This window comes from Streptomyces sp. NBC_01216 (assembly GCF_035994945.1).
Classification (GTDB): Bacteria; Actinomycetota; Actinomycetes; order Streptomycetales; family Streptomycetaceae; genus Streptomyces.
In genome coordinates this window covers 4,494,420-4,513,858 of sequence record NZ_CP108677.1, presented here as the reverse complement: position 1 = coordinate 4,513,858, position 19,439 = coordinate 4,494,420, and the positions used below count along the sequence as shown (strand labels likewise).

The 19,439-nt window shown below is 71.9% G+C and carries 13 protein-coding genes and 1 rRNA gene; 2 read left to right on the top strand and 12 right to left on the bottom strand.

Features of this window, described 5'->3' with window-relative positions:
- Nucleotides 1-197: 197 nt before the first annotated feature.
- Together OG393_RS20065 and OG393_RS20060 are read right to left on the bottom strand one after the other, a co-directional pair.
- A 16S ribosomal RNA gene (locus tag OG393_RS20065) occupies nucleotides 198-1,723 on the bottom strand.
- A gap of 629 nt (nucleotides 1,724-2,352) precedes the next feature.
- Nucleotides 2,353-3,360, bottom strand: coding sequence for a stage II sporulation protein M (locus OG393_RS20060; RefSeq protein WP_327376051.1), 1,008 nt, complete (start codon nucleotides 3,358-3,360; stop codon nucleotides 2,353-2,355).
- Nucleotides 3,361-3,496: 136 nt separating this feature from the next.
- On the opposite strand from OG393_RS20060, the gene OG393_RS20055 reads away from it, so the two are divergent.
- On the top strand, nucleotides 3,497-4,441 hold the full coding sequence (locus OG393_RS20055; protein ID WP_327376050.1) for an RDD family protein: 945 nt from the start codon (nucleotides 3,497-3,499) through the stop codon (nucleotides 4,439-4,441).
- 69 nt (nucleotides 4,442-4,510) lie between these two features.
- Here the strand turns inward: OG393_RS20055 and OG393_RS20050 are convergent, their stop codons facing one another.
- The 8 genes from OG393_RS20050 to OG393_RS20015 form a co-directional block, all read right to left on the bottom strand.
- Nucleotides 4,511-5,134 (bottom strand): hypothetical protein, encoded by a 624-nt coding sequence (locus tag OG393_RS20050; RefSeq protein ID WP_327376049.1) that lies wholly within the window; start codon nucleotides 5,132-5,134, stop codon nucleotides 4,511-4,513.
- Between the two features lie 173 nt (nucleotides 5,135-5,307).
- A complete protein-coding gene (gene ahcY / locus OG393_RS20045) occupies nucleotides 5,308-6,765 on the bottom strand; it encodes an adenosylhomocysteinase (protein ID WP_327376048.1) in 1,458 nt (485 codons plus the stop codon).
- A 431-nt stretch (nucleotides 6,766-7,196) separates the two neighbouring features.
- Nucleotides 7,197-8,174 carry a cation diffusion facilitator family transporter gene (locus OG393_RS20040; protein ID WP_327376047.1) on the bottom strand — a complete coding sequence of 326 codons (978 nt, stop codon included), beginning with the start codon at nucleotides 8,172-8,174 and terminating at the stop codon, nucleotides 7,197-7,199.
- A gap of 95 nt (nucleotides 8,175-8,269) precedes the next feature.
- Entirely contained in the window at nucleotides 8,270-9,421 is a 1,152-nt protein-coding gene (gene manA, locus OG393_RS20035; RefSeq protein WP_327376046.1) for a mannose-6-phosphate isomerase, class I, read from the bottom strand.
- 45 nt (nucleotides 9,422-9,466) lie between these two features.
- A complete protein-coding gene (locus tag OG393_RS20030) occupies nucleotides 9,467-10,618 on the bottom strand; it encodes an SIS domain-containing protein (protein WP_327376045.1) in 1,152 nt (383 codons plus the stop codon).
- 370 nt (nucleotides 10,619-10,988) lie between these two features.
- Nucleotides 10,989-11,171 carry a Trm112 family protein gene (locus OG393_RS20025; RefSeq protein ID WP_327376044.1) on the bottom strand — a complete coding sequence of 61 codons (183 nt, stop codon included), beginning with the start codon at nucleotides 11,169-11,171 and terminating at the stop codon, nucleotides 10,989-10,991.
- Between the two features lie 117 nt (nucleotides 11,172-11,288).
- Nucleotides 11,289-12,656, bottom strand: coding sequence for a phosphomannomutase/phosphoglucomutase (locus tag OG393_RS20020; protein ID WP_327376043.1), 1,368 nt, complete (start codon nucleotides 12,654-12,656; stop codon nucleotides 11,289-11,291).
- 233 nt (nucleotides 12,657-12,889) lie between these two features.
- On the bottom strand, nucleotides 12,890-13,321 hold the full coding sequence (locus OG393_RS20015) for a DUF3499 domain-containing protein (RefSeq protein WP_327378487.1): 432 nt from the start codon (nucleotides 13,319-13,321) through the stop codon (nucleotides 12,890-12,892).
- Nucleotides 13,322-13,627: 306 nt separating this feature from the next.
- On the opposite strand from OG393_RS20015, the gene OG393_RS20010 reads away from it, so the two are divergent.
- The gene (locus tag OG393_RS20010; RefSeq protein WP_327378486.1) at nucleotides 13,628-14,140 is read left to right on the top strand and encodes a metallopeptidase family protein; all 513 of its coding nucleotides are present in this window, start codon (nucleotides 13,628-13,630) and stop codon (nucleotides 14,138-14,140) included.
- A gap of 48 nt (nucleotides 14,141-14,188) precedes the next feature.
- Here the strand turns inward: OG393_RS20010 and OG393_RS20005 are convergent, their stop codons facing one another.
- Nucleotides 14,189-15,730 carry a DUF5719 family protein gene (locus OG393_RS20005; protein WP_327376042.1) on the bottom strand — a complete coding sequence of 514 codons (1,542 nt, stop codon included), beginning with the start codon at nucleotides 15,728-15,730 and terminating at the stop codon, nucleotides 14,189-14,191.
- The gene (locus OG393_RS20000; RefSeq protein ID WP_327376041.1) at nucleotides 15,727-19,419 is read right to left on the bottom strand and encodes a glycosyltransferase family 2 protein; all 3,693 of its coding nucleotides are present in this window, start codon (nucleotides 19,417-19,419) and stop codon (nucleotides 15,727-15,729) included. The genes OG393_RS20005 and OG393_RS20000 overlap by 4 nt, the downstream gene beginning before the upstream one ends.
- Nucleotides 19,420-19,439 lie beyond the last annotated feature (20 nt).

Here is a 19,439-nt window from a genome sequence, read left to right as displayed (position 1 = left end):
ACGAAGGCAACGACCTCACGGCCGCACCCTCAGACACCCAACAACGTGCCAAACACAGCCAGTCCAGACGATCACCGCGTTCCACGCCGAAGCAGTACTAACGAACTCGTCCAAACCCACTGTGCCAACTAATCAACGTTCCACCCATGAGCTGACCGTGCAGAACATTTGCCTGCAATCGGTACTGTGCTCCTTAGAAAGGAGGTGATCCAGCCGCACCTTCCGGTACGGCTACCTTGTTACGACTTCGTCCCAATCGCCAGTCCCACCTTCGACAGCTCCCTCCCACAAGGGGTTGGGCCACCGGCTTCGGGTGTTACCGACTTTCGTGACGTGACGGGCGGTGTGTACAAGGCCCGGGAACGTATTCACCGCAGCAATGCTGATCTGCGATTACTAGCAACTCCGACTTCATGGGGTCGAGTTGCAGACCCCAATCCGAACTGAGACCGGCTTTTTGAGATTCGCTCCGCCTCACGGCATCGCAGCTCTTTGTACCGGCCATTGTAGCACGTGTGCAGCCCAAGACATAAGGGGCATGATGACTTGACGTCGTCCCCACCTTCCTCCGAGTTGACCCCGGCGGTCTCCTGTGAGTCCCCATCACCCCGAAGGGCATGCTGGCAACACAGGACAAGGGTTGCGCTCGTTGCGGGACTTAACCCAACATCTCACGACACGAGCTGACGACAGCCATGCACCACCTGTATACCGACCACAAGGGGGGCACTATCTCTAATGCTTTCCGGTATATGTCAAGCCTTGGTAAGGTTCTTCGCGTTGCGTCGAATTAAGCCACATGCTCCGCTGCTTGTGCGGGCCCCCGTCAATTCCTTTGAGTTTTAGCCTTGCGGCCGTACTCCCCAGGCGGGGAACTTAATGCGTTAGCTGCGGCACCGACGACGTGGAATGTCGCCAACACCTAGTTCCCAACGTTTACGGCGTGGACTACCAGGGTATCTAATCCTGTTCGCTCCCCACGCTTTCGCTCCTCAGCGTCAGTAATGGCCCAGAGATCCGCCTTCGCCACCGGTGTTCCTCCTGATATCTGCGCATTTCACCGCTACACCAGGAATTCCGATCTCCCCTACCACACTCTAGCCTGCCCGTATCGAATGCAGACCCGGGGTTAAGCCCCGGGCTTTCACACCCGACGTGACAAGCCGCCTACGAGCTCTTTACGCCCAATAATTCCGGACAACGCTTGCGCCCTACGTATTACCGCGGCTGCTGGCACGTAGTTAGCCGGCGCTTCTTCTGCAGGTACCGTCACTTTCGCTTCTTCCCTGCTGAAAGAGGTTTACAACCCGAAGGCCGTCATCCCTCACGCGGCGTCGCTGCATCAGGCTTTCGCCCATTGTGCAATATTCCCCACTGCTGCCTCCCGTAGGAGTCTGGGCCGTGTCTCAGTCCCAGTGTGGCCGGTCGCCCTCTCAGGCCGGCTACCCGTCGTCGCCTTGGTAGGCCATTACCCCACCAACAAGCTGATAGGCCGCGGGCTCATCCTTCACCGCCGGAGCTTTCAACCAACCCCCATGCGGAAGCCGGTATTATCCGGTATTAGACCCCGTTTCCAGGGCTTGTCCCAGAGTGAAGGGCAGATTGCCCACGTGTTACTCACCCGTTCGCCACTAATCCACCCCGAAGGGCTTCATCGTTCGACTTGCATGTGTTAAGCACGCCGCCAGCGTTCGTCCTGAGCCAGGATCAAACTCTCCGTGAATGTTTACCCGACCAATGCCCGATGAAGGGCCGCGGGTGCACACATCACGAGAGCGGAACGACCAGTCGGAATAAGACCGGTCGTTCACAGCGTCCTCGCTGTGTATGTCGCCTGCCCACCACAAGGGCCGACAGGACTTTCAAAGGAACCACGACCATCCGAAGATGGACGGGGTATCAACTAATCTGGCGTTGATTTTTGGCACGCTGTTGAGTTCTCAAGGAACGGACGCTTCCTTCGTACTCACCCTCTCGGGCTTTCCTCCGGGCATTTTCCCTTCGGTATTTCGTGTTTCCAGCTTAGCAGACCCGATTCCTCGTTTCTGCCACCCGCTGGAGCGGGTTGCCTTCCGGGAATTCGCTCTCGCGCTTTCCTTTCCGGCGGACCCGACTTTATCAGAATCATTTCGGCCGACCTAATCGGCGACTTTCGTGATTCGAATAAGGAATCGGGATGGCTCCGTGGAAATCATTGTCCCGACCGGAGCGAGGGTGACTCTACTGGTTGTCCATCGAACTTGTCCAGTTCGAGGCAACCGTTTAAATATACCTCCCCGCGCTGACCGTGTCAACGGCTTTTGCGGGCGAAGAGGACACTAGCAGGTCAGCGGGCCTGACGCACATCAGGGATCACGCGGCGAAGGGAAGCTCCGCGCTCCGGTCGGACTCCTCCACGTCTCCGGTGTCTCCGGCGCGTGCCGCACGCCCTCCCAGGACGTACACGTACACGAGGAACGCCAGCTCGGCAGCGACTCCGATGCCGATGCGCGCCCAGGTGGGCAGGCCCGACGGAGTCACGAAGCCCTCGATCAGGCCCGAGACGAAGAGGACCAATGCCAGGCCGATGGCCATGCCCACGGCGGAGCGGCCCTGCCGGGCGAGGGCCGTGCGGCGGGTCGTCGGACCGGGGTCGACGACGGTCCAGCCCAGACGCAGTCCCGTACCGGCGGCGACGAAGACCGCGGTCAGTTCCAACAGGCCGTGCGGCAGGATCAGCCCCAGGAACACGTCGAGACGGCCGGCGGAGGCCATCAGCCCGATACCGACGCCCAGGTTCAGCATGTTGAGGAAGAGGATCCAGAGCACCGGAACGCAGAGGAAGGCGCCGAGGACAAGGCAGAGGGCGGCGGCCCAGGCGTTGTTCGTCCAGACCTGGGCCGCGAAGGACGCCGCGGGATGGCTGGAGTAGTAGGTCTCGTACTCACCGCCGGGGCGGGTCATCTCCCGCAGGTCGGCCGGGGCGCCGATGGCGGACTGGACCTCCGGGTGACCGCCGATCCACCAGCCGATGAGCACGGCGACGAGCGTGGAGAGGACGGCCGTCGGAATCCACCAGTGACGGGACCGGTAGACGGCCGCCGGGAAGCCGGCGGTGAGGAATCCGGCCGCGTCACGCCAGGAGGAACGGCGGGTGCCGGTGACCGTGGCACGGGCGCGGGCCACGAGTTGCGTGAGCCGGGCGGCGACCAGCGGGTCCGGGGCGCTGGACCGGATCAGGGACAGGTGCGTCGCGGTGCGTTGGTAGAGGGCGACGAGTTCGTCCGCCTCCGCGCCGGTGAGCCTGCCGCCCCTGCGCAGGAGCTGGTCGAGGCGCTCCCACTCGGCGCGGTGGGCGGTGACGTAGACGTCGAGGTCCATGATCGGCTGCTGCTCCAGGCGCGGGTGCGGACGGGGACGCGGACGGGTCGGGGACGGGGTGACTGCGGCGCACTGCGGGTCAGCTTGGCAGACTGTCGTACCGGCGGGCCGGGAAGGCCGGAGAAGGGTGGGTGCCGTGACCGGGGTGGTGACGGGGGACGCCGTCGTACTGGACCTGCGGCCGGCGCGGTTGCCGAGCCGGGCGCTGGCGCTGTTCCTCGACCTGGTGGTGGTGGGGGCCGTCTATCTGCTGATCGGTATCGGCCTCACGGTCGCCACGTCGTCCTTGGACGAGGCGGCGCGGACGGCGGCCTCCCTCGCTTGTTTCCTGCTGGTGTTCGTCGGGGCTCCGATCGCGGTGGAGACGCTGTCACACGGTCGGTCGATCGGGAAGCTGGCGTGCGGGCTGCGGGTCGTACGGGACGACGGCGGACCGATTCGCTTCCGGCACGCGCTGGTGCGCGGGGCGATGGGCGTCGTGGAGATCCTGATGACCTTCGGGGTGGTGGCCTGCGCCGCTTCGCTCGTGTCGGCGCGCGGGCGGCGGATCGGTGACGTGTTCGCCGGGACGCTGGTCGTGCGTGAGCGCCTGCCCACGGCGCGGACCACCGCCGTCCCGCCACCTCCGCCGGAGCTGGTGGGGCGGTTCGCGGAGCTGGATCTCTCGGCCGTGCCGGATTCCCTCTGGCTCGGGATACGGCAGTGTCTGACGCGTGCGCCGCAGCTGGACCCGGAGGTGGGGCGTCGGCTCGCGGAGCGGCTGGCCGGTGAGCTGGTGACGCGGACCGGTACGCCCGCGCCGGCCGGGGTACCGGCGGTGGCCTACCTGGCAGGGGTGGTCGCCGAGCGGCGGACGCGGGAGGCACGACGGGTGTTCGAGGCGGCCGGGCAGGCCGGGAGGGCTCCGGGGGCCACGGGAGGGCCGGGCGGAGTGGCGCCCGCTGCGCCGCCCCTCGTCACACCCGCCGAGGCGCCCGTCGGGCCTACCGACTCCGCGGCTCAGGCCGGTTCCGGCCCATCCGGCACGAGGCCCGAAGGCGGGTCACCGGCTTCCACGACGGGTTTCGTCCCGCCCGCGTGAGCGGCCCCGCGGGGGCCGGCCGACACGGCACGGGTCGACGGCTCGCACGGCACGGTTCCCCGACCCCGCTCACACGGTGTCGGGGAACACGGACGGCGGGGACTCCAGGTCCTCGAGTTCGATTCCGGGGGCGGCGAGCACCACGTCCCCGGCGAGGTGAACGGTGTGACGTTCCCCCGTGTCCAGGGCGTCGACGCGGTACTCGTCCACCATCAGCGTCCCGTTGTCAGTGGTGTGCGTTTCACTCTTCACCAGGGCCCAGGACTGGTCGACCGTGCGCGGGGCGAGCACCGGATCGGTGAAGGCGACGAGCCGTACGCGGGCGGCGGGGGAAGCGGGGGTGAGACGGAGCAGTCGCGTGACGGCGACGAGGAACGCCGGAGAGGTGCCGGTGAAGGCATGGGCGCGCACGTTGCCTTCGGTGGCCCGCGTGCCGGTGGGGTCGGTACGGACCCAGGTGACGCCGTCGAGGGCCGCGCCGCGGACCTGCCAGCTCGCGGCGTGGAGTTCGAGGCGGAGGGGCCGGCCCAGCGCGTCGACCGCCAGGTCGACGGAGCCGGCGTGGTCACCCGCGGGGGTGGTCGTCTGCGAGACGTAGCGCCAGCCGGAGGGGCCGGGTGCGCATTGGAAGTGTTCTTCTCCGAGGGGGGTGTGATCGTGCGGGTCGTGGAGCGCGTAGCGGCCGCGGGGCATGGGTCCTCGGGGTGCTTCCTCGGTGAAATGGGTCCAGGGGTCGCACCGCGCTCGGCGGTGCGACCTCCGGGGACGGGACAGGCCCCCGGCACGGGGGTGCGGGGGCCTGCCTTCTCCTCTACGGCTGACGGGGACGAGCGTGTGTCAGGGAACGCATGCCGTCGCCCGCGGCGTCAGTAGCGGTAGTGGTCCGGCTTGTACGGGCCCTCGACCTTGACGCCGATGTAGGCGGCCTGCTCGGGGCGCAGGGTCGTCAGCTTGACGCCGAGCGCGTCCAGGTGCAGGCGGGCGACCTTCTCGTCGAGGTGCTTGGGGAGCACGTACACGTCCGTCGGGTACTCCTCCGGCTTCGTGAAGAGCTCGATCTGCGCCAGCGTCTGGTCGGCGAAGGAGTTCGACATCACGAAGGACGGGTGCCCCGTCGCGTTGCCCAGGTTCAGCAGCCGGCCCTCGGACAGGACGATCAGGACCTTGCCGTCCTCGAACGTCCAGGTGTGGACCTGCGGCTTGACCTCGTCCTTCACGATCCCGGGGATCCGGGCCAGACCGGCCATGTCGATCTCGTTGTCGAAGTGACCGATGTTGCCGACGATGGCCTGGTGCTTCATCCGGGCCATGTCGGTGGACATGATGATGTCCTTGTTGCCGGTGGTCGTGATGAAGATGTCCGCCGTCTCGACGACGTCCTCGAGCGTCGCGACCTGGTACCCGTCCATCGCCGCCTGCAGCGCGCAGATCGGGTCGATCTCCGTGATGATCACCCGGGCGCCCTGGCCCCGCAGGGACTCGGCACAGCCCTTGCCGACGTCTCCGTAGCCGAAGACGACGGCGGTCTTGCCACCGATCAGGACGTCGGTCGCGCGGTTGATGCCGTCGATCAGCGAGTGACGGCAGCCGTACTTGTTGTCGAACTTCGACTTCGTCACGGCGTCGTTGACGTTGATGGCCGGGAACAGCAGCGTGCCCTCGGTCATCATCTCGTAGAGACGGTGGACACCGGTGGTGGTCTCCTCCGTCACGCCGCGGATCTCGGACGCGAGCTGGGTCCACTTCTGGGGGGACTCGGCGAGCGTGCGGTTGAGCAGGGTGAGGATGTAGGAGTACTCCTCGGAGTCCGCCGTGGACGGGTCCGGGGCCTCTCCGGCCTTCTCGAACTCGACGCCCTTGTGGACGAGGAGGGTGGCGTCACCGCCGTCGTCCAGGATCATGTTCGGGCCGCCGGTGGGGGTGTTCGGCCAGGTCAGCGCCTGCTCCGTGCACCACCAGTACTCCTCCAGGGTCTCGCCCTTCCAGGCGAAGACCGGGACGCCGGCCGGTGCCTCGGGGGTGCCGTTCGGGCCGACGGCGATGGCCGCGGCGGCGTGGTCCTGGGTGGAGAAGATGTTGCAGGAGGCCCAGCGGACCTCGGCGCCCAGCGCCACGAGGGTCTCGATCAGCACCGCGGTCTGCACGGTCATGTGCAGCGAGCCGGTGATGCGCGCGCCGGCGAGCGGCTGCTGCGCCGCGTACTCACGGCGGATCGACATCAGTCCGGGCATCTCGTGCTCGGCGAGGGTGATCTCCTTACGGCCGAAGGCCGCAAGGGACAGGTCGGCGACCTTGAAGTCCTGCTGGTTGGCGACAGTCGTCATGACTGGGCTGCTCCTCGTGGATCGGTTGCGAGGGTTCGGTTGAGGCGCCTGACACCGCAGCTCGGGCGCGCACAGGCATACGGATGCCCGGTGTTCCCGCGGTGCAGTCGTCGGAGGCCCTCTCTCCCTCGGCCGGCCCGGAGGGCCGCCCGACCGCCATCAGCAGCGACGTCTGGCTGTCTCGAATCTACACCGGTCGGCCCGGCGGCCCACAGTCCGCCCGGGGCCGTGATTCGGCCGGATCCGGTCTGGACAGGAGTGAGAGCCCTGGGGAGGTGCGGCCTCTCGGCGCGCTCACCGCTTCCGTGGTGGCGGGGCCGGGGGTGCCGCGCCGTTCCCGGGAGCCCGCGCGACGCGGCGGCGCGGGCTCCCGGGAACGGCCGGGCGGGACGCTGCTTCCGGCGGGCCGCCGGGCACGGGTGCCGGGCGGTTCAATGGGCGGATTCGGGACCCTCTCCGCCCGGTGTCGCCGCGGGGTCGGCACCGGCCGCGGCGGCCTGCTCGTCGTAGACGTCCGGTTCGAGGTAGATCACGCGGGCGATGGGGACGGCGGCGCGGATGCGTGCCTCGGCGGCGTCGATGGCGCGGGCGATCTCGGCGGCCGTGTCGTCGTGCTGGACGGCGATCTTCGCGGCGACGAGGAGTTCCTCCGGGCCGAGGTGCAGGGTGCGCATGTGGATGAGCCGGGTCACGGTGTCGCCGTCGACGACCGCGGCCTCGATCTTCGCCACCTGATCGGTGCCGGCCGCCTCGCCGAGCAGCAGCGACTTGGTCTCGGCGGCGAGCACGAGGGCGATGAGGATGAGCAGGACACCGATGCAGAGGGTGCCGATGCCGTCCCAGACGCCGTCCCCGGTGGCGAGCGCCAGCCCGACGCCTCCGAGGGCCAGGACCAGACCGACGAGCGCGCCGAGGTCCTCCAGGAGGACGACCGGGAGTTCGGGTGCCTTGGCCCGGCGGACGAACTGCGTCCAGGACAGCCCGCCGCGGATCTCGTTGGACTCCTTGATGGCCGTGCGGAAGGAGAACGACTCGGCGATGACCGCGAAGACGAGGACGCCCACCGGCCAGTACCAAGCCTCGATGGGGTGCGGATGCTTGATCTTCTCGTAGCCCTCGTAGACGGCGAACATGCCACCGACGGAGAAGAGGACGATGGAGACGAGGAAGGCGTAGATGTAGCGCTCGCGACCGTAGCCGAACGGATGCTGGGGGGTCGCCTCGCGCTTGGCCTTCCTGCCGCCGAGGAGGAGCAGGCCCTGGTTGCCGGAGTCGGCGAGCGAGTGGACGCTCTCGGCGAGCATCGAGGAAGATCCACTGAAGAGGAACGCCACGAACTTGGCTACCGCGATCGCGAGGTTGGCTGCGAGTGCCGCCACGATCGCCTTGGTCCCGCCTGACGCGCTCATGGGTGTGCGTGTTCCCTTCGTCGGTGCCCCGGCTGTGCCGTGGTGCGGTCCGGTCCCGTGGGCCTTTGCCCTTGATCCGGCCGCACATTGTCGCATCAGGCGGCGACCGTGGCCCTGAAAACCGTCCCCGCTCCCGTCAGCGCGACCGGCTCCCCCGCCGGTACGAACACGGACTCGCCGGGAGCGAGGGTCTCGGCACCCGCCCGGGGCCGGCCCGCGACGGCGAGCAGGATCTGCGGGGCCTGGGTGGTGACGTCGTTCGGAGCGGCGCCCTCCGCCCGGACGAAGCGGGAGAGCCGGAACTCGTCGACGGGGATCGCGTACGGCTCCTCGCCCGTGGGCGATGCCTCGGGGCGCAGCACGGTCGGCTCGCCCGGGGCGAAGCGGGTCACCCTGAGCAGTTCGGGCACGTCGATGTGCTTCGGCGTCAGGCCGCAGCGCAGCACGTTGTCGGAGTTGGCCATGATCTCGATGCCGAGGCCGCCGATGTAGGCGTGTGGGACTCCGGCGCCGAGGTAGAGGGCTTCTCCCGGCTGGAGCCGGACGTGGTTGAGCAGCATGGCGGCCAGGACGCCTGGATCGTCGGGGAAGTGGTGGGCGAGCACGGCGTAAGGGGCGTGGGTGCCGCCCAGCCGGGCGGCGACCGTGGCGGCCTCGGCGACGGTAGGGGCCATCTCGTCGCGGTCCGCGGACAGCAGGGCGGTCAGGACCTCGCGCAGTGCCGCCTCCTCGGGGCGGGCGTGCAGGAGGTCGACGTACGGCTCGAGGGAGTCGATGCCGAGGGCCGCGAGGGCGGCGGCGGCCTCGGCCGGGGGGCGGAAGCCGCACATGCCGTGGAAGGGCGTGAGCGCGCAGATCAGCTCGGGTTTGTGGTGGGCGTCCTTGTAGTTGCGCTCCGGTGCGTCGATCGGGATGCCCGCGGCCTCCTCGGCGGCGAAGCCGGCCCGGGCCTGGGCCAGGCCCGGATGGACCTGGAGCGAGAGCGGGGTCCCGGCGGCGAGCAGTTTGAGCAGGAAGGGGAGCCGGGGGCCGAATCTCCCGACGGTCGCCGCGCCGAGTTCGCGTGCCGGGTCGGCGGCGATGACGTCCAGGAGGGAACCACGCCCGGTCCGGGAGGGGGCGGCGGGGTGAGCGCCCATCCACATCTCGGCCTGGGGCTCACCGGTGGGGGCGATGCCGAGCAGTTCCGGGATGGCCGTCGTGGAGCCCCAGGCGTAGGGGCGGACGGTGTTGACGAGGCGGTCCATGGAGCCTTCCAGCTTTTTCTCGGTGCGCGTGCGACGGTGCGGGCGTCACGCGGGCGGCGCGATGCCAGCCGAGGCCAGGGAGAGGTAGACGGCGGCGAAGTCGGTGACGGCGAGGAGCTCGGCGAGTGCCTCCAGCTCGGTGCCCTCCTCCGGTTCGAGTTCGCTGATGGCCGTGTCGTGGCTGAGGGCCAGCTCACGGGCGGCGGGAGCGGCGGTCAGGCCGGTCGTGGGCCGGTCTCGGAGCAGGACGACACGGGCGCGCAGGGCCTGGGGCTCCTCGACGCGGTCGCGGAAGAAGTCGTCGGGGTCCGCGCCGGCCGCGTAGTCGCCCGCGAGGAGGACGCCGTGGGCGGGCAGGGCCTCGGGAAGCTCGGCGGCGAGGGCCGGGAGTCCGGCGAGTTCGGCCAGGACGGCGGCGAAGCGACGGCCCGCGGGTCCGGCGGCGTCGCCCTCGGTCCAGATCAGCGGGAGCGAGTCGGCGAGCTCGGCGGCGAGGGTCTTGGCGGGGTTGCTGTACGTGGCGATGGCCGGGCCGCAGCGCTCGGCCGTCCGGTCGAGGCGGTCGGCGACCTTCTCCAGGGCTTCGGCGGGCGCTTCCAGGAGGCCGACCCGGTCGAGCAGGGCGAGAAGCGGGGTGAACAGGGCCCACAGCGCGCCGGGACCGGCGGCGAGGACCTCGGTGTACTCCTCGGCGCTCTCGTAGGGGGCGGACGCCATCGGGACGAACATGCCGTGGGAGCCGTTGACCGCCTCGGTGAGCGGCGAGGTGCTGGGGGCGACGGCGACCACGCTGATGCCGCGGCGGTATGCCTGCTCGGCGAGCAGGGCGAGGCCGGGTTCGGAGCCGTCGGTGGTCGGGATCAGGAGCAGGTCGACGGAGCCCGCCCAGCCGGGGAGTGCCCAGCGCAGGGCGCCGGCCGCGGGGGCGACGCCGGTGGGGTGGAGGCGGATGACGGGGGCGGCGGCCCCGGCGAGGGCGCCGACGAGGTCGGCGACGGCCGCCGCGGCCGTGCCGGGGCCCGCGACGAGGACGGCGCGGGGGCGGCCCTCGGGCTGGAGCCCGGTGATGCCGGCCTCGGCGGCGTGCCGGGCGGCGGTGCGTACCCGCGCGCCTGCTTCGGCGGCGCCGCGCAGGAGATTGCGGCGGTCGGCGAGGGCGAGGGCTTCCGGTGCGTCGAGGAGGGTCTCGTCCAGCATGGGGCCTCCGAGGCGGGTGCGGGGCGGGTGCGGAGCTGGGGTGGCGGGTCGACCGTGGTGCTGCCGTGGAGCTGGGGTGGTGCCGTACGTCGGTGGTGCCGGAGCCGGCGCCGTCGAGCCCTGCGGCGGGACCGGTACAGGGCGGAGCCGGGGCCGTGGCTCGGCTCCGGCGGGGCGGTCCGTGCGGCCGGCGACGAGGGGACGGGCATCAGTGCCGCGCAGGCGGCCTTCGCCCCGTCGAGACGCCCGGCACGGCGGCTCGCGGCGTCGCCGCGTCAACCGAGCAGGCCCCCTGCGAGGTCGATCCGGCGGCTTGCGATCCACCGCACCGGACACCGCTCCTCGACGGCGAGCATCGCCAGAGGCGGTGCTAGGCCGGGCGGCGGGCCTCGTCGACGAGGAGGACCGGGATGCCGTCGCGGACCGGATAGGCCAGGCCGCAGTCCCCGCCGGTGCAGACGAGCTCGGGCGTGTCGGCCGTCGTGCGGTCGTCCAGCGGCGCGTGGCAGGCCGGGCAGGCGAGGATCTCCAGGAGGCCGGCTTCGAGCGGCATGAGGTGGTCCCTTCGAACAAACGGTGGTGGTGCTGCCCTTCGGGCCAGGTCAGCCTACCGCCGGGGGACGGCGCACGCGGCTCGGCGCCCGGCCCGTCACCCCGGCGGGCAGCGGCGTCAGTCGGTGGCCCGGACCAGGGCCAGGACCTCTTCGCGGAGCGTGGCCAGGGTGGTCTCGTCCCGGGCCTCGATGTTCAGCCTGAGCAGCGGCTCGGTGTTGGAGGCGCGGAGGTTGAACCACCAGTCCGCGGCGGTGACCGTCAGGCCGTCGAGTTCGTCGAGGGTGACGTCGTCGCGGGACGCGTACGCCGCCTTGACCCTGGCCGCGCTGGCCGCCTGGTCGGCGACGGTGGAGTTGATCTCGCCGGAGCCGCGGTATCGGTCGTAGGCCGAGGTCAGGTCCGAGAGGGTGCCCTCCTGGCCACCGAGGGCCGCGAGCACGTGGAGCGCGGCGAGCATGCCCGTGTCGGCGTTCCAGAAGTCCTTGAAGTAGTAGTGCGCGGAGTGCTCGCCGCCGAAGATCGCGCCGGTCTTCGCCATCTCCTCCTTGATGAAGGAGTGGCCGACGCGGGTGCGGACGGGGATGCCGCCGTTCTCGCGCACGACCTCGGGCACGGACCAGGAGGTGATCAGGTTGTGGATGACGGTGCCGCCGGGGGTCCTCGCCAGTTCGCGGGCGGCGACCAGGGCCGTGATCGCGGACGGGGAGACCGGCTCGCCGCGCTCGTCCACGACGAAGCAGCGGTCGGCGTCGCCGTCGAAGGCCAGGCCCAGGTCGGCGCCCTCGGCCCGGACGCGGGCCTGCAGGTCGACGATGTTCTTCGGGTCGAGCGGGTTGGCCTCGTGGTTCGGGAAGGTGCCGTCGAGTTCGAAGTACATCGGCACCGTGTCCAGCGGGAGGTCCGTGAAGACGGTGGGGACGGTGTGGCCGCCCATGCCGTTGCCGGCGTCCACGACGACCTTGAGCGGTCGGATCGAGGTGAGGTCGACGAGCGACCTCAGGTAGGCGGCGTAGTCCTTCAGCGTGTCGCGTTCGGTGACCGTGCCGGGGGTGTCGACGGCCTCGGGGGCGCCGTGCTCCGACCACTGCTCGACGAGGCCGCGGATCTCGGCGAGACCGGTGTCCTGGCCGACGGGGGCCGCGCCGGCCCGGCACATCTTGATCCCGTTGTACTGGGCGGGGTTGTGCGAGGCGGTGAACATCGCGCCGGGCAGGTCGAGCTGTCCGGAGGCGAAGTAGAGCTGGTCCGTCGAGCAGAGCCCGATCAGCGTGACGTCGGCGCCGAGGCGGGCCGCGCCGCGCGCGAAGGCGGCGGACAGGCCGGGCGACGAGGGGCGCATGTCGTGACCGACGACGATCGCGTCCGCGTCCGTCACCCGGACGAAAGCGGCGCCGAAGAGCTCGGCGAGCGTCTCGTCCCACTGATCCGGCACCACCCCGCGGACGTCGTACGCCTTCACGATCTGCGACAGATCAGCAGCCACGGAACAAGCCTCCTGAGGTCTCGGCACGCGTATGCACGTGTACGGAACGCTCAAACTACCCGGGGCGGGTCGGGGTGGAGCAGACCGAGGGGTCGGTACCGGCCGCGGTGCGCGGTCGGTGGGGCCCACGGCCGGAGGCGGCGGGGAGTGCGGTGGCCCGGACGCGCGGGAGGCACGGCCCCCGGGGAGCCGGGGCTGGGGGCCGGGACCCGGGCGGCCCGGGACGGGGAAGCTCAGGAGTCGGGGGAGCGCAGGACCCGGAGGTGCCCGCGGCGTCCGACCTCCATCGGGTCCGCACCGCGGCCTCCGCCCTTGCCGCCGGCCTCGGCCGCGCGTTCCCGGGGCCGGGCCGCCTCGCGCACGGCGTTGGCGAGGGCTTCCAGGTCGTCGCCGCTGGGGCGGGTCGGGGCCGACGAGTCGGTGAGCCGCACGACGTCCCAGCCGCGCGGCGCGGTGAGGCGCTCACTGTGTTCGGCGCACAGGTCGTAGCAGTGGGGCTCGGCGTAGGTGGCGAGCGGGCCGAGGACCGCAGTCGAGTCGGCATAGACGTACGTCAGTGTCGCGACGGCAGGGCGGCCGCACGCGGTGCGCGAACAGCGACGTACAGGGCTCACGACGTTGGACGGTACCGCACTCTTGAGCGGGCCGCGACGACTCTCCCTCAGGTCACTCGCCCGTGTCGCGCTGTGACGTCCGACACGGCCCTCCTCGGGGCGACCGTCCTGACCTGCGAGGAAGAACGGGGCCGTGGACGGGGGCGGTGACCGATCCGGACATCGTCCGAAAGGAATCCGGTCATTGCCCGCCAGATGGCCGATCTCCGATACCCATCGAATCGAGCCCGCGCTTGGCCGGAATGCTCGAGAAACGACAGCCCGGCGCACCGCGCGGACGGAGGAGCACGGGGGACACGGTCGGAACGGGGCGCGCCACGGTCCGTGAGCACCGTGGAGAGTTACGCTGCGTCAGTGATGGACAGTCCTGTGCCGCCGCGCCCCTCCTCCTCCCGTCCGGCCGAGCCGGTTCCGGCGGAGTCCCGTCCGGGCGAGTCCCGTCCGGCGGACTCCCGGCCGGGTGCGGGCGACCCCCGGGTACGCCGGCGCGACCGGCACGGCCGCGGCATGCGCGGACCGGTCGCCCCGCCGCAGGTACCGCTGTCCGCGAGCCGGGCGGACACCTTCCGCGATCTGGTCCTGGACTCGGTGGAGCGGCTGGAGCGCCGCTGGCCGCAGCTGGCGGACGTGGAGTTCCTGGTGCTCGACGTGCCGCCGACGGTGTCGGGCGAGTCGGTGCCACTGGGGGGCTCGGCGCCCGCGGCGAAGGACGGACCCGCGCGGGTCGTGGTCTACCGGCGGCCGGTCGAGCTCCGGTCCAAGAGCCGCGACGAACGGGCGCTGCTGGTGCACGAGGTGGTGGTGGAGCAGGTGGCGGAGCTGCTGGGCCTCTCCCCCGAATCGGTCGACCCGCGGTACGGACAGGACTGACCCGTGTACCCCGCGCGGGGTACACGGCGCGGCCCCGCGCGGGGTCCGTCAGTCGTCGAGGATTGACAGGTCCTGTCGGGCCACCGGGACGGCGACGGTGCCCCGGTCGTCCGTGAGCGTCTGGACCGTGAACATCTGGATGCCGTCCTTCGGCAGGGCCAGGGTGCGCGCCGCGTGGACCGGGCCGCCGGAGACCGGTTCGACGGTCAGCGCGTAGGAGCCCTTGAGTCCCTCGGGGACCGGGGGGGTGATCGCCGTGGTGGTGCCCGCCTTGACGGTGACGGTCTTGGTGACCGGGGTGCCGCCCTGGGTTCCCGCCGAGGCCGTCACCTTGACGGTGGCCGCCGCCGCGGGCGCCGTCAGCGAGAGGGTGCAGCCGGCCGAGCGGTTGTCGGCGACGGTGGCGCGGGCGGTGATCGCCGCGGTGGCGGGGATGAACGCGACCTCCTGCTTGTCGCCCTTGCCGCGGACCACGCGCAGGGCGGCGACGACGGGGGTGGCCTTCTTGGGGTCCGCAGGACTGAGCAGCAGGGAACCCGCCTCGCCCCGGGTGAGGTCCGGAAGGTCGACGGCCGCGGTCATGCCCGACTTCACGCGCAGGGACTGCGCGCTCGCGGGGACGATCGTGCCGGTCGCACCGACCAGCTGGATCTTCAGGTCGGCGTCGTCGTCCCCGGGGGCGTAGGCCACCAGACGTACCGAGGTGGCGTCCGCGGGGATGCCGGGCAGCACCAGGGTGCCCGCCGGGTCGGCGGAGGCGGGCAGCCAGTCGCTGCCGGTCTTGTCGTCCGCCACGCCGATCACGGCGCCGACGCGGCCGGTGCGGGTGGTCACGTGGGCGGTGATGTCGGCCGTCGCGGCGTCCGCGGTGAGCGTGGAGAGGAGGACCGGCACGCTGGAGTGGGGCGGGACGGCGATCCCCTCGGTCAGCTGGGACGCGAGCGCGCCCTCGGGGCCGTGGAGCTCCACGTCGGCGACGGCGGCGGTGTCGTCGGGGTTGGTCAGGTGGACGTAGTCCTGGCGCTCCTTGGCCGTGGAGGCGGCCGGGAACCAGAGGTCGGTGTCGGGGGCGACGCAGGTGACGCCGAGGAGTCCGCGGGCGCCGCCGACCGGGACGAGGGTGGTCTGCTGGACCGTCCAGCCGGGGGCGAGCGTGCCGGTGGCCGTGCCGGTGAGGGCGGGCGCCGTGCCGCCGTTCGCCTCGGCCCCGACGGGGGTGCCGGGCCGGGTGACGGTGGCCGGCGGCTTGGCGGCCGAGGTTTTCTTCGGCGGGGTCTCACCGGCCGTGACTCCGGCCGGGGCGGGCGCGAGCCGGGCCTCGGCGGTGCCGGACTTCCCGGCGTCCGTCGCGCCCTTCGGGTCCTTCGCCGCGGAGTCCTTCCCCGCCGGGGTGTACGAGGTGTAGACGGTCTCGGCCACCTCGGACGTGCTCGGCGCGGGGCACAGCAGGCTCGAGCGCTCCACGGGCAGCCGGACCGGGGCTCCGCCACCGGCGGCCGGCGTCCCGTCCGGTGCGGTCAGGGCGGCGAAGCCGGTGACGGCGGCGAGGGCGGTGACCACCGCGATCAGGGAGAGGGTGGTGCGCTTCACTGGTTGCTGCTCCCGTCGGGACGCTGCTCGGTCTCGTGGCCCTGGCCGTCGCCGTAGCCGTAGGTGTACGGGTCGTACGGCTGCTGCGGGTCGTAGGCCGGCGGCTCGTAGGACTGCTGCTGCGCGTACGGGTCGTAGGACTGCGGGTCGTACGCGTGCTGCTCGTACGACTGCTGCTCATAGGACTGCTGCGCGTAGGGCCGCGGCTGCTGCTGGTACGGATCGGCGGAGGGGTCCGGGTAGTAGCCCTGCGACGCGTACTCCTGCTCCTGGGACGGCTGCCTCGACTGCTGCCCGTGTGCGGGGTCGTAGGCTCCGTCCCAGCCCGCCGGGTCGTAGACCTGTTCCGCGGACGCCTCGGCCGGCACCGGGGCCGACGGATGCTCCCCGGCGGTCTCCGCGGGCGGGGCGTCCGCGGAGCGCTCCGCGGTCTGCGCCGCTTCGGCCGCCTCGGCCGCGGCGCGCAGACGGCGCGCCCGGCGGCCGTCGCCCTCCATCGCCTGGGCGGGGATGACGACCTCCTCCTCCGGCAGGTCGTCGTCGATCTCACGGCGCCGGCCGGGCAGGGCCAGGACGAGCAGGACGACGGCGAGGCCGGCCTGCGTCCAGATCCACACCGAGTGGGTGAGCGGCTCGTCGTACGTCAGGTCGAGGCGGCCTCCCCCCGCGGGGAGGGCGAAGCCCTGGGCCCAGCCGTCGACGGTGGTGCGCTTCAGTTCCTCGCCGTCGAGGGTGGCGGTCCAGCGGTCGTCGGCGCGGTCGGCGACGCGCAGCACGCGCCCGGCGGCGCCCGAGGGGATCTCGGTGTGCGCCTCGACGGGGCCGGAGGCGACGGCGACGGGGCGGGCGGCGGCCTCGTCGCCGGTCTTCGCGGTGGGGACGATCATGACTCGGGCGACCTCGCGGTCGACGCGCCAGAGGGCGCTGCCGTCGAGCTGGCTGAGACGGCTGAGGCCGGGGGTGGAGTCGAGGACACGGCTCGTCTCGCGCGGCGCCCCGTCCCGTACGAGGACGTAGCGGATCGCGAAGCCGCCGAGTTCCTCGGTCTGGTCGGCGCCGGAGCCGGCGACCAGATGGGCGACGACCTTGTCCAGGGCGGGGTCGCTGCCGGCGGCCTCGGTCAGCTCGGCGTCACCGAGACGGCCCCCGGAGCCGCGGACCAGGGTGTAGGCGACCTCACCGGACGTGCCCCCGAGGACGAGGGTGCGGGGCTGGTCACGGGTGCCGCTCTCCTCGGCGACGAACGCCGGGACCTGGACCGGGTCGCGGCGGGTCAGCGGGCCGTCGGCTCCGCCGATCGTCCAGGCCGCGGCGGCGGCGACGGGTCCGACGGCGGCGGCGAGGGCGATGAGGGCGGCGGCGGGCTGGCGCCAGCCGAAGCCGTGCGCGGCGACCCGGGTGCGTCCGCCCTCCGCGCCGATCATGCCGGCGGCGAGCAGGGCCGCGCCGTAGACGAGGGTGGCGGGTCCGGCCCAGCCGGTTCCTCCGGCGCCGTTGGACAGGACGGCGAACAGGAGTCCGGCGAGGCCGGCGGCCCAGGCGACACGGACGGCGAACCGGCGTTCCTCGCGCAGCAGCGCGGCCAGGGCGGCGAGGACGAAGCCGATGAGCAGCAGGCCGCCGGTGGTGCCGGGGCCGCCGGGGCTGGTGCCGAGCAGGTCGAGGGGCGTGGCGGTGCCGGTCCGGATGTCGAGGCCGGCCTCCCGCAGGAAGGCGGAGGGCTCGGTCAGCAGGTCGAGCGACCAGGGGGCGAGGACGAGCAGCGGGGTGCCGAGAGCGGTGAGGAAGCGCGGGGCGTACGCCGTGAGGTCGGAGCGGCGCAGGACCAGGACGGCGATACCGAGGACCAGGGCCAGCGGCCAGACGACCGGTGTGAACGCCATGGTGAGGGTCAGCAGGAAGGTGTACGCCCAGGTGGCGCGCCAGCTGCCGCGTTCCTCGCCCCGCAGGCCGTGCGCGGCGACGGCGGCGCGCGCGATGAGCGGGAGGAGGATCGCGAGGACGGCGGTGCCGAGGCGGCCGGTGGCGAGCGCTCCGGTGACGGCGGGCAGGAAGGCGTACGCGATGGCGCCCCAGGCGCGCAGCAGGCGGGACTCGACGATGCCGCGGGCGGCGAAGTAGGCGGTGAAGCCTGCCAGCGGGACCGAGCAGACGAGCAGCAGGGTCAGCGCGAGGGAGGTGGAGCCCAGGGAGACGGCGGCGAGCGCGGCCAGGATGCCGAGGTAGGGCGGTGCGGTCGGGGTTCCGCCGGTGCCGACGGCGTGCCAGGCGTCGGCGTAGCGCGCCCACAGCCCGGAGACGGAGTCGGGGGCGGGCATCAGGGTGCCGCCGGCGAGCGAGCCGCCGCCGAACAGGGCGCGGCAGGCGACCACGGAGGCGACCAGGAGCAGCAGGAAGAGGACGGGGCCCGGCTTGCGGGCGATCTTCTTCAGCCGGGCGAACTGCTCGATCTCCAGGAAGTCGGCGTCGTCGCCGCCCGGTCCGGATTCGACGGCGCCGTGGCGCGAGCCGCCGGTGTCGGCGTCGGAGCCGCCGAAGTGGGAGACGACCTGCTCGGCCGTGGCGCGGACGGTGGCGCCGGGCGGCGGGAAGAGGGGACGCAGTTCGCTCGCGGGGACGGCCGGGTTCTTGCGCCGGCGGCGGGCGGCGAGGATCTTCTCGGGGCGCAGCAGGGTGGCCAGCAGGCCCATGACCTCGTCGACGGCCTGGCCGGGTACCTTGCCGACGAGATAGGTGAGGGTGCGCAGGAGGGTCCCGATGACGAGGCGCACCAGGACGTAGGGGAGGGCGCGGCCCCGGGTGTTGGCGAGCAGCGTGTAGACGGCGCCGGCCTTGTCGACGCGGTGCGGGTTGGCCACGGAGCGGCCGGCGCAGTCCACGGTGCGGCGCTCGCGGGCGGATGCCTCGGCGTGTCGCAGGACGGCGTCGGGGGCGACGAGGACGCGGTGGCCCTCGGCGTGCGCGCGCCAGCACAGGTCGACGTCGTCGCGCATCAGGGGAAGGCGCCGGTCGAAGCCGCCGAGTGCCTCGAAGACGTCCCGGCGGACGAGCATGCCGGCGCTGGACACGGACAGCACGGAGCGGACCTGGTCGTGCTGGCCCTGGTCCTGTTCGCGGCGGTCGAGGCCGGTCCAGCGCCGGCCGCTGCGGGCGATGGAGACGCCGGTCTCGAGGAGCTGCCTGCGGTCGTACCAGCCGCGCAGCTTGGGTCCGACGACGGCGGCGTGGGCGTCGGAGTCGGCGACACGCAGTAGTTCGGTGAGGGCGTCGGGCTCGGGGGCGCAGTCGTCGTGGAGCAGCCAGAGCCACTGCACGGGCTCGCCGTGCGGGAGTTCGGGCATGTCGTAGGCGTCGTCGCGCCAGGTCCGGCTGACCGGGTCCCAGCCGCTGGGACGCTTGAGGTACGGAAGGTCCTCGGGTCCGAGCAGGGGTGTGGTGCGGACGACTTCCTCGACGGCGGCGCCGAAGCCGGTGCGGCGCGCGAGGTGCAGCACCCGGTCGGCGCCGATCGCGTCGGCGACGAGCTGCGCGGAGTCGTCCGCGCTGCCGGTGTCGGCGGCGACGACGTTCTGTACGGGGCGTTCCTGGGCGAGCAGCCCGGCGAGGGCGTCCGGCAGCCAGCGGGCGCCGTCGTGGGAGACGAGCACGGCGGTGACGACGTGTCGCGGGAACTCGGGAGTTGAGGACATCGAGGTACGGGCCCTCCGGC

Coding starts and splice junctions, on each gene's coding strand:
- OG393_RS20060 (WP_327376051.1), bottom strand. CDS start 3,360: ATGGACCTCGACGTCTACGTCACCGCCCACCGCGCCGAGTGGGAGCGC.
- OG393_RS20050 (WP_327376049.1), bottom strand. CDS start 5,134: ATGCCCCGCGGCCGCTACGCGCTCCACGACCCGCACGATCACACCCCC.
- ahcY (WP_327376048.1), bottom strand. CDS start 6,765: ATGACGACTGTCGCCAACCAGCAGGACTTCAAGGTCGCCGACCTGTCC.
- OG393_RS20040 (WP_327376047.1), bottom strand. CDS start 8,174: ATGAGCGCGTCAGGCGGGACCAAGGCGATCGTGGCGGCACTCGCAGCC.
- manA (WP_327376046.1), bottom strand. CDS start 9,421: ATGGACCGCCTCGTCAACACCGTCCGCCCCTACGCCTGGGGCTCCACG.
- OG393_RS20030 (WP_327376045.1), bottom strand. CDS start 10,618: ATGCTGGACGAGACCCTCCTCGACGCACCGGAAGCCCTCGCCCTCGCC.
- OG393_RS20025 (WP_327376044.1), bottom strand. CDS start 11,171: ATGCCGCTCGAAGCCGGCCTCCTGGAGATCCTCGCCTGCCCGGCCTGC.
- OG393_RS20010 (WP_327378486.1), top strand. CDS start 13,628: ATGGACAGTCCTGTGCCGCCGCGCCCCTCCTCCTCCCGTCCGGCCGAG.
- OG393_RS20000 (WP_327376041.1), bottom strand. CDS start 19,419: ATGTCCTCAACTCCCGAGTTCCCGCGACACGTCGTCACCGCCGTGCTC.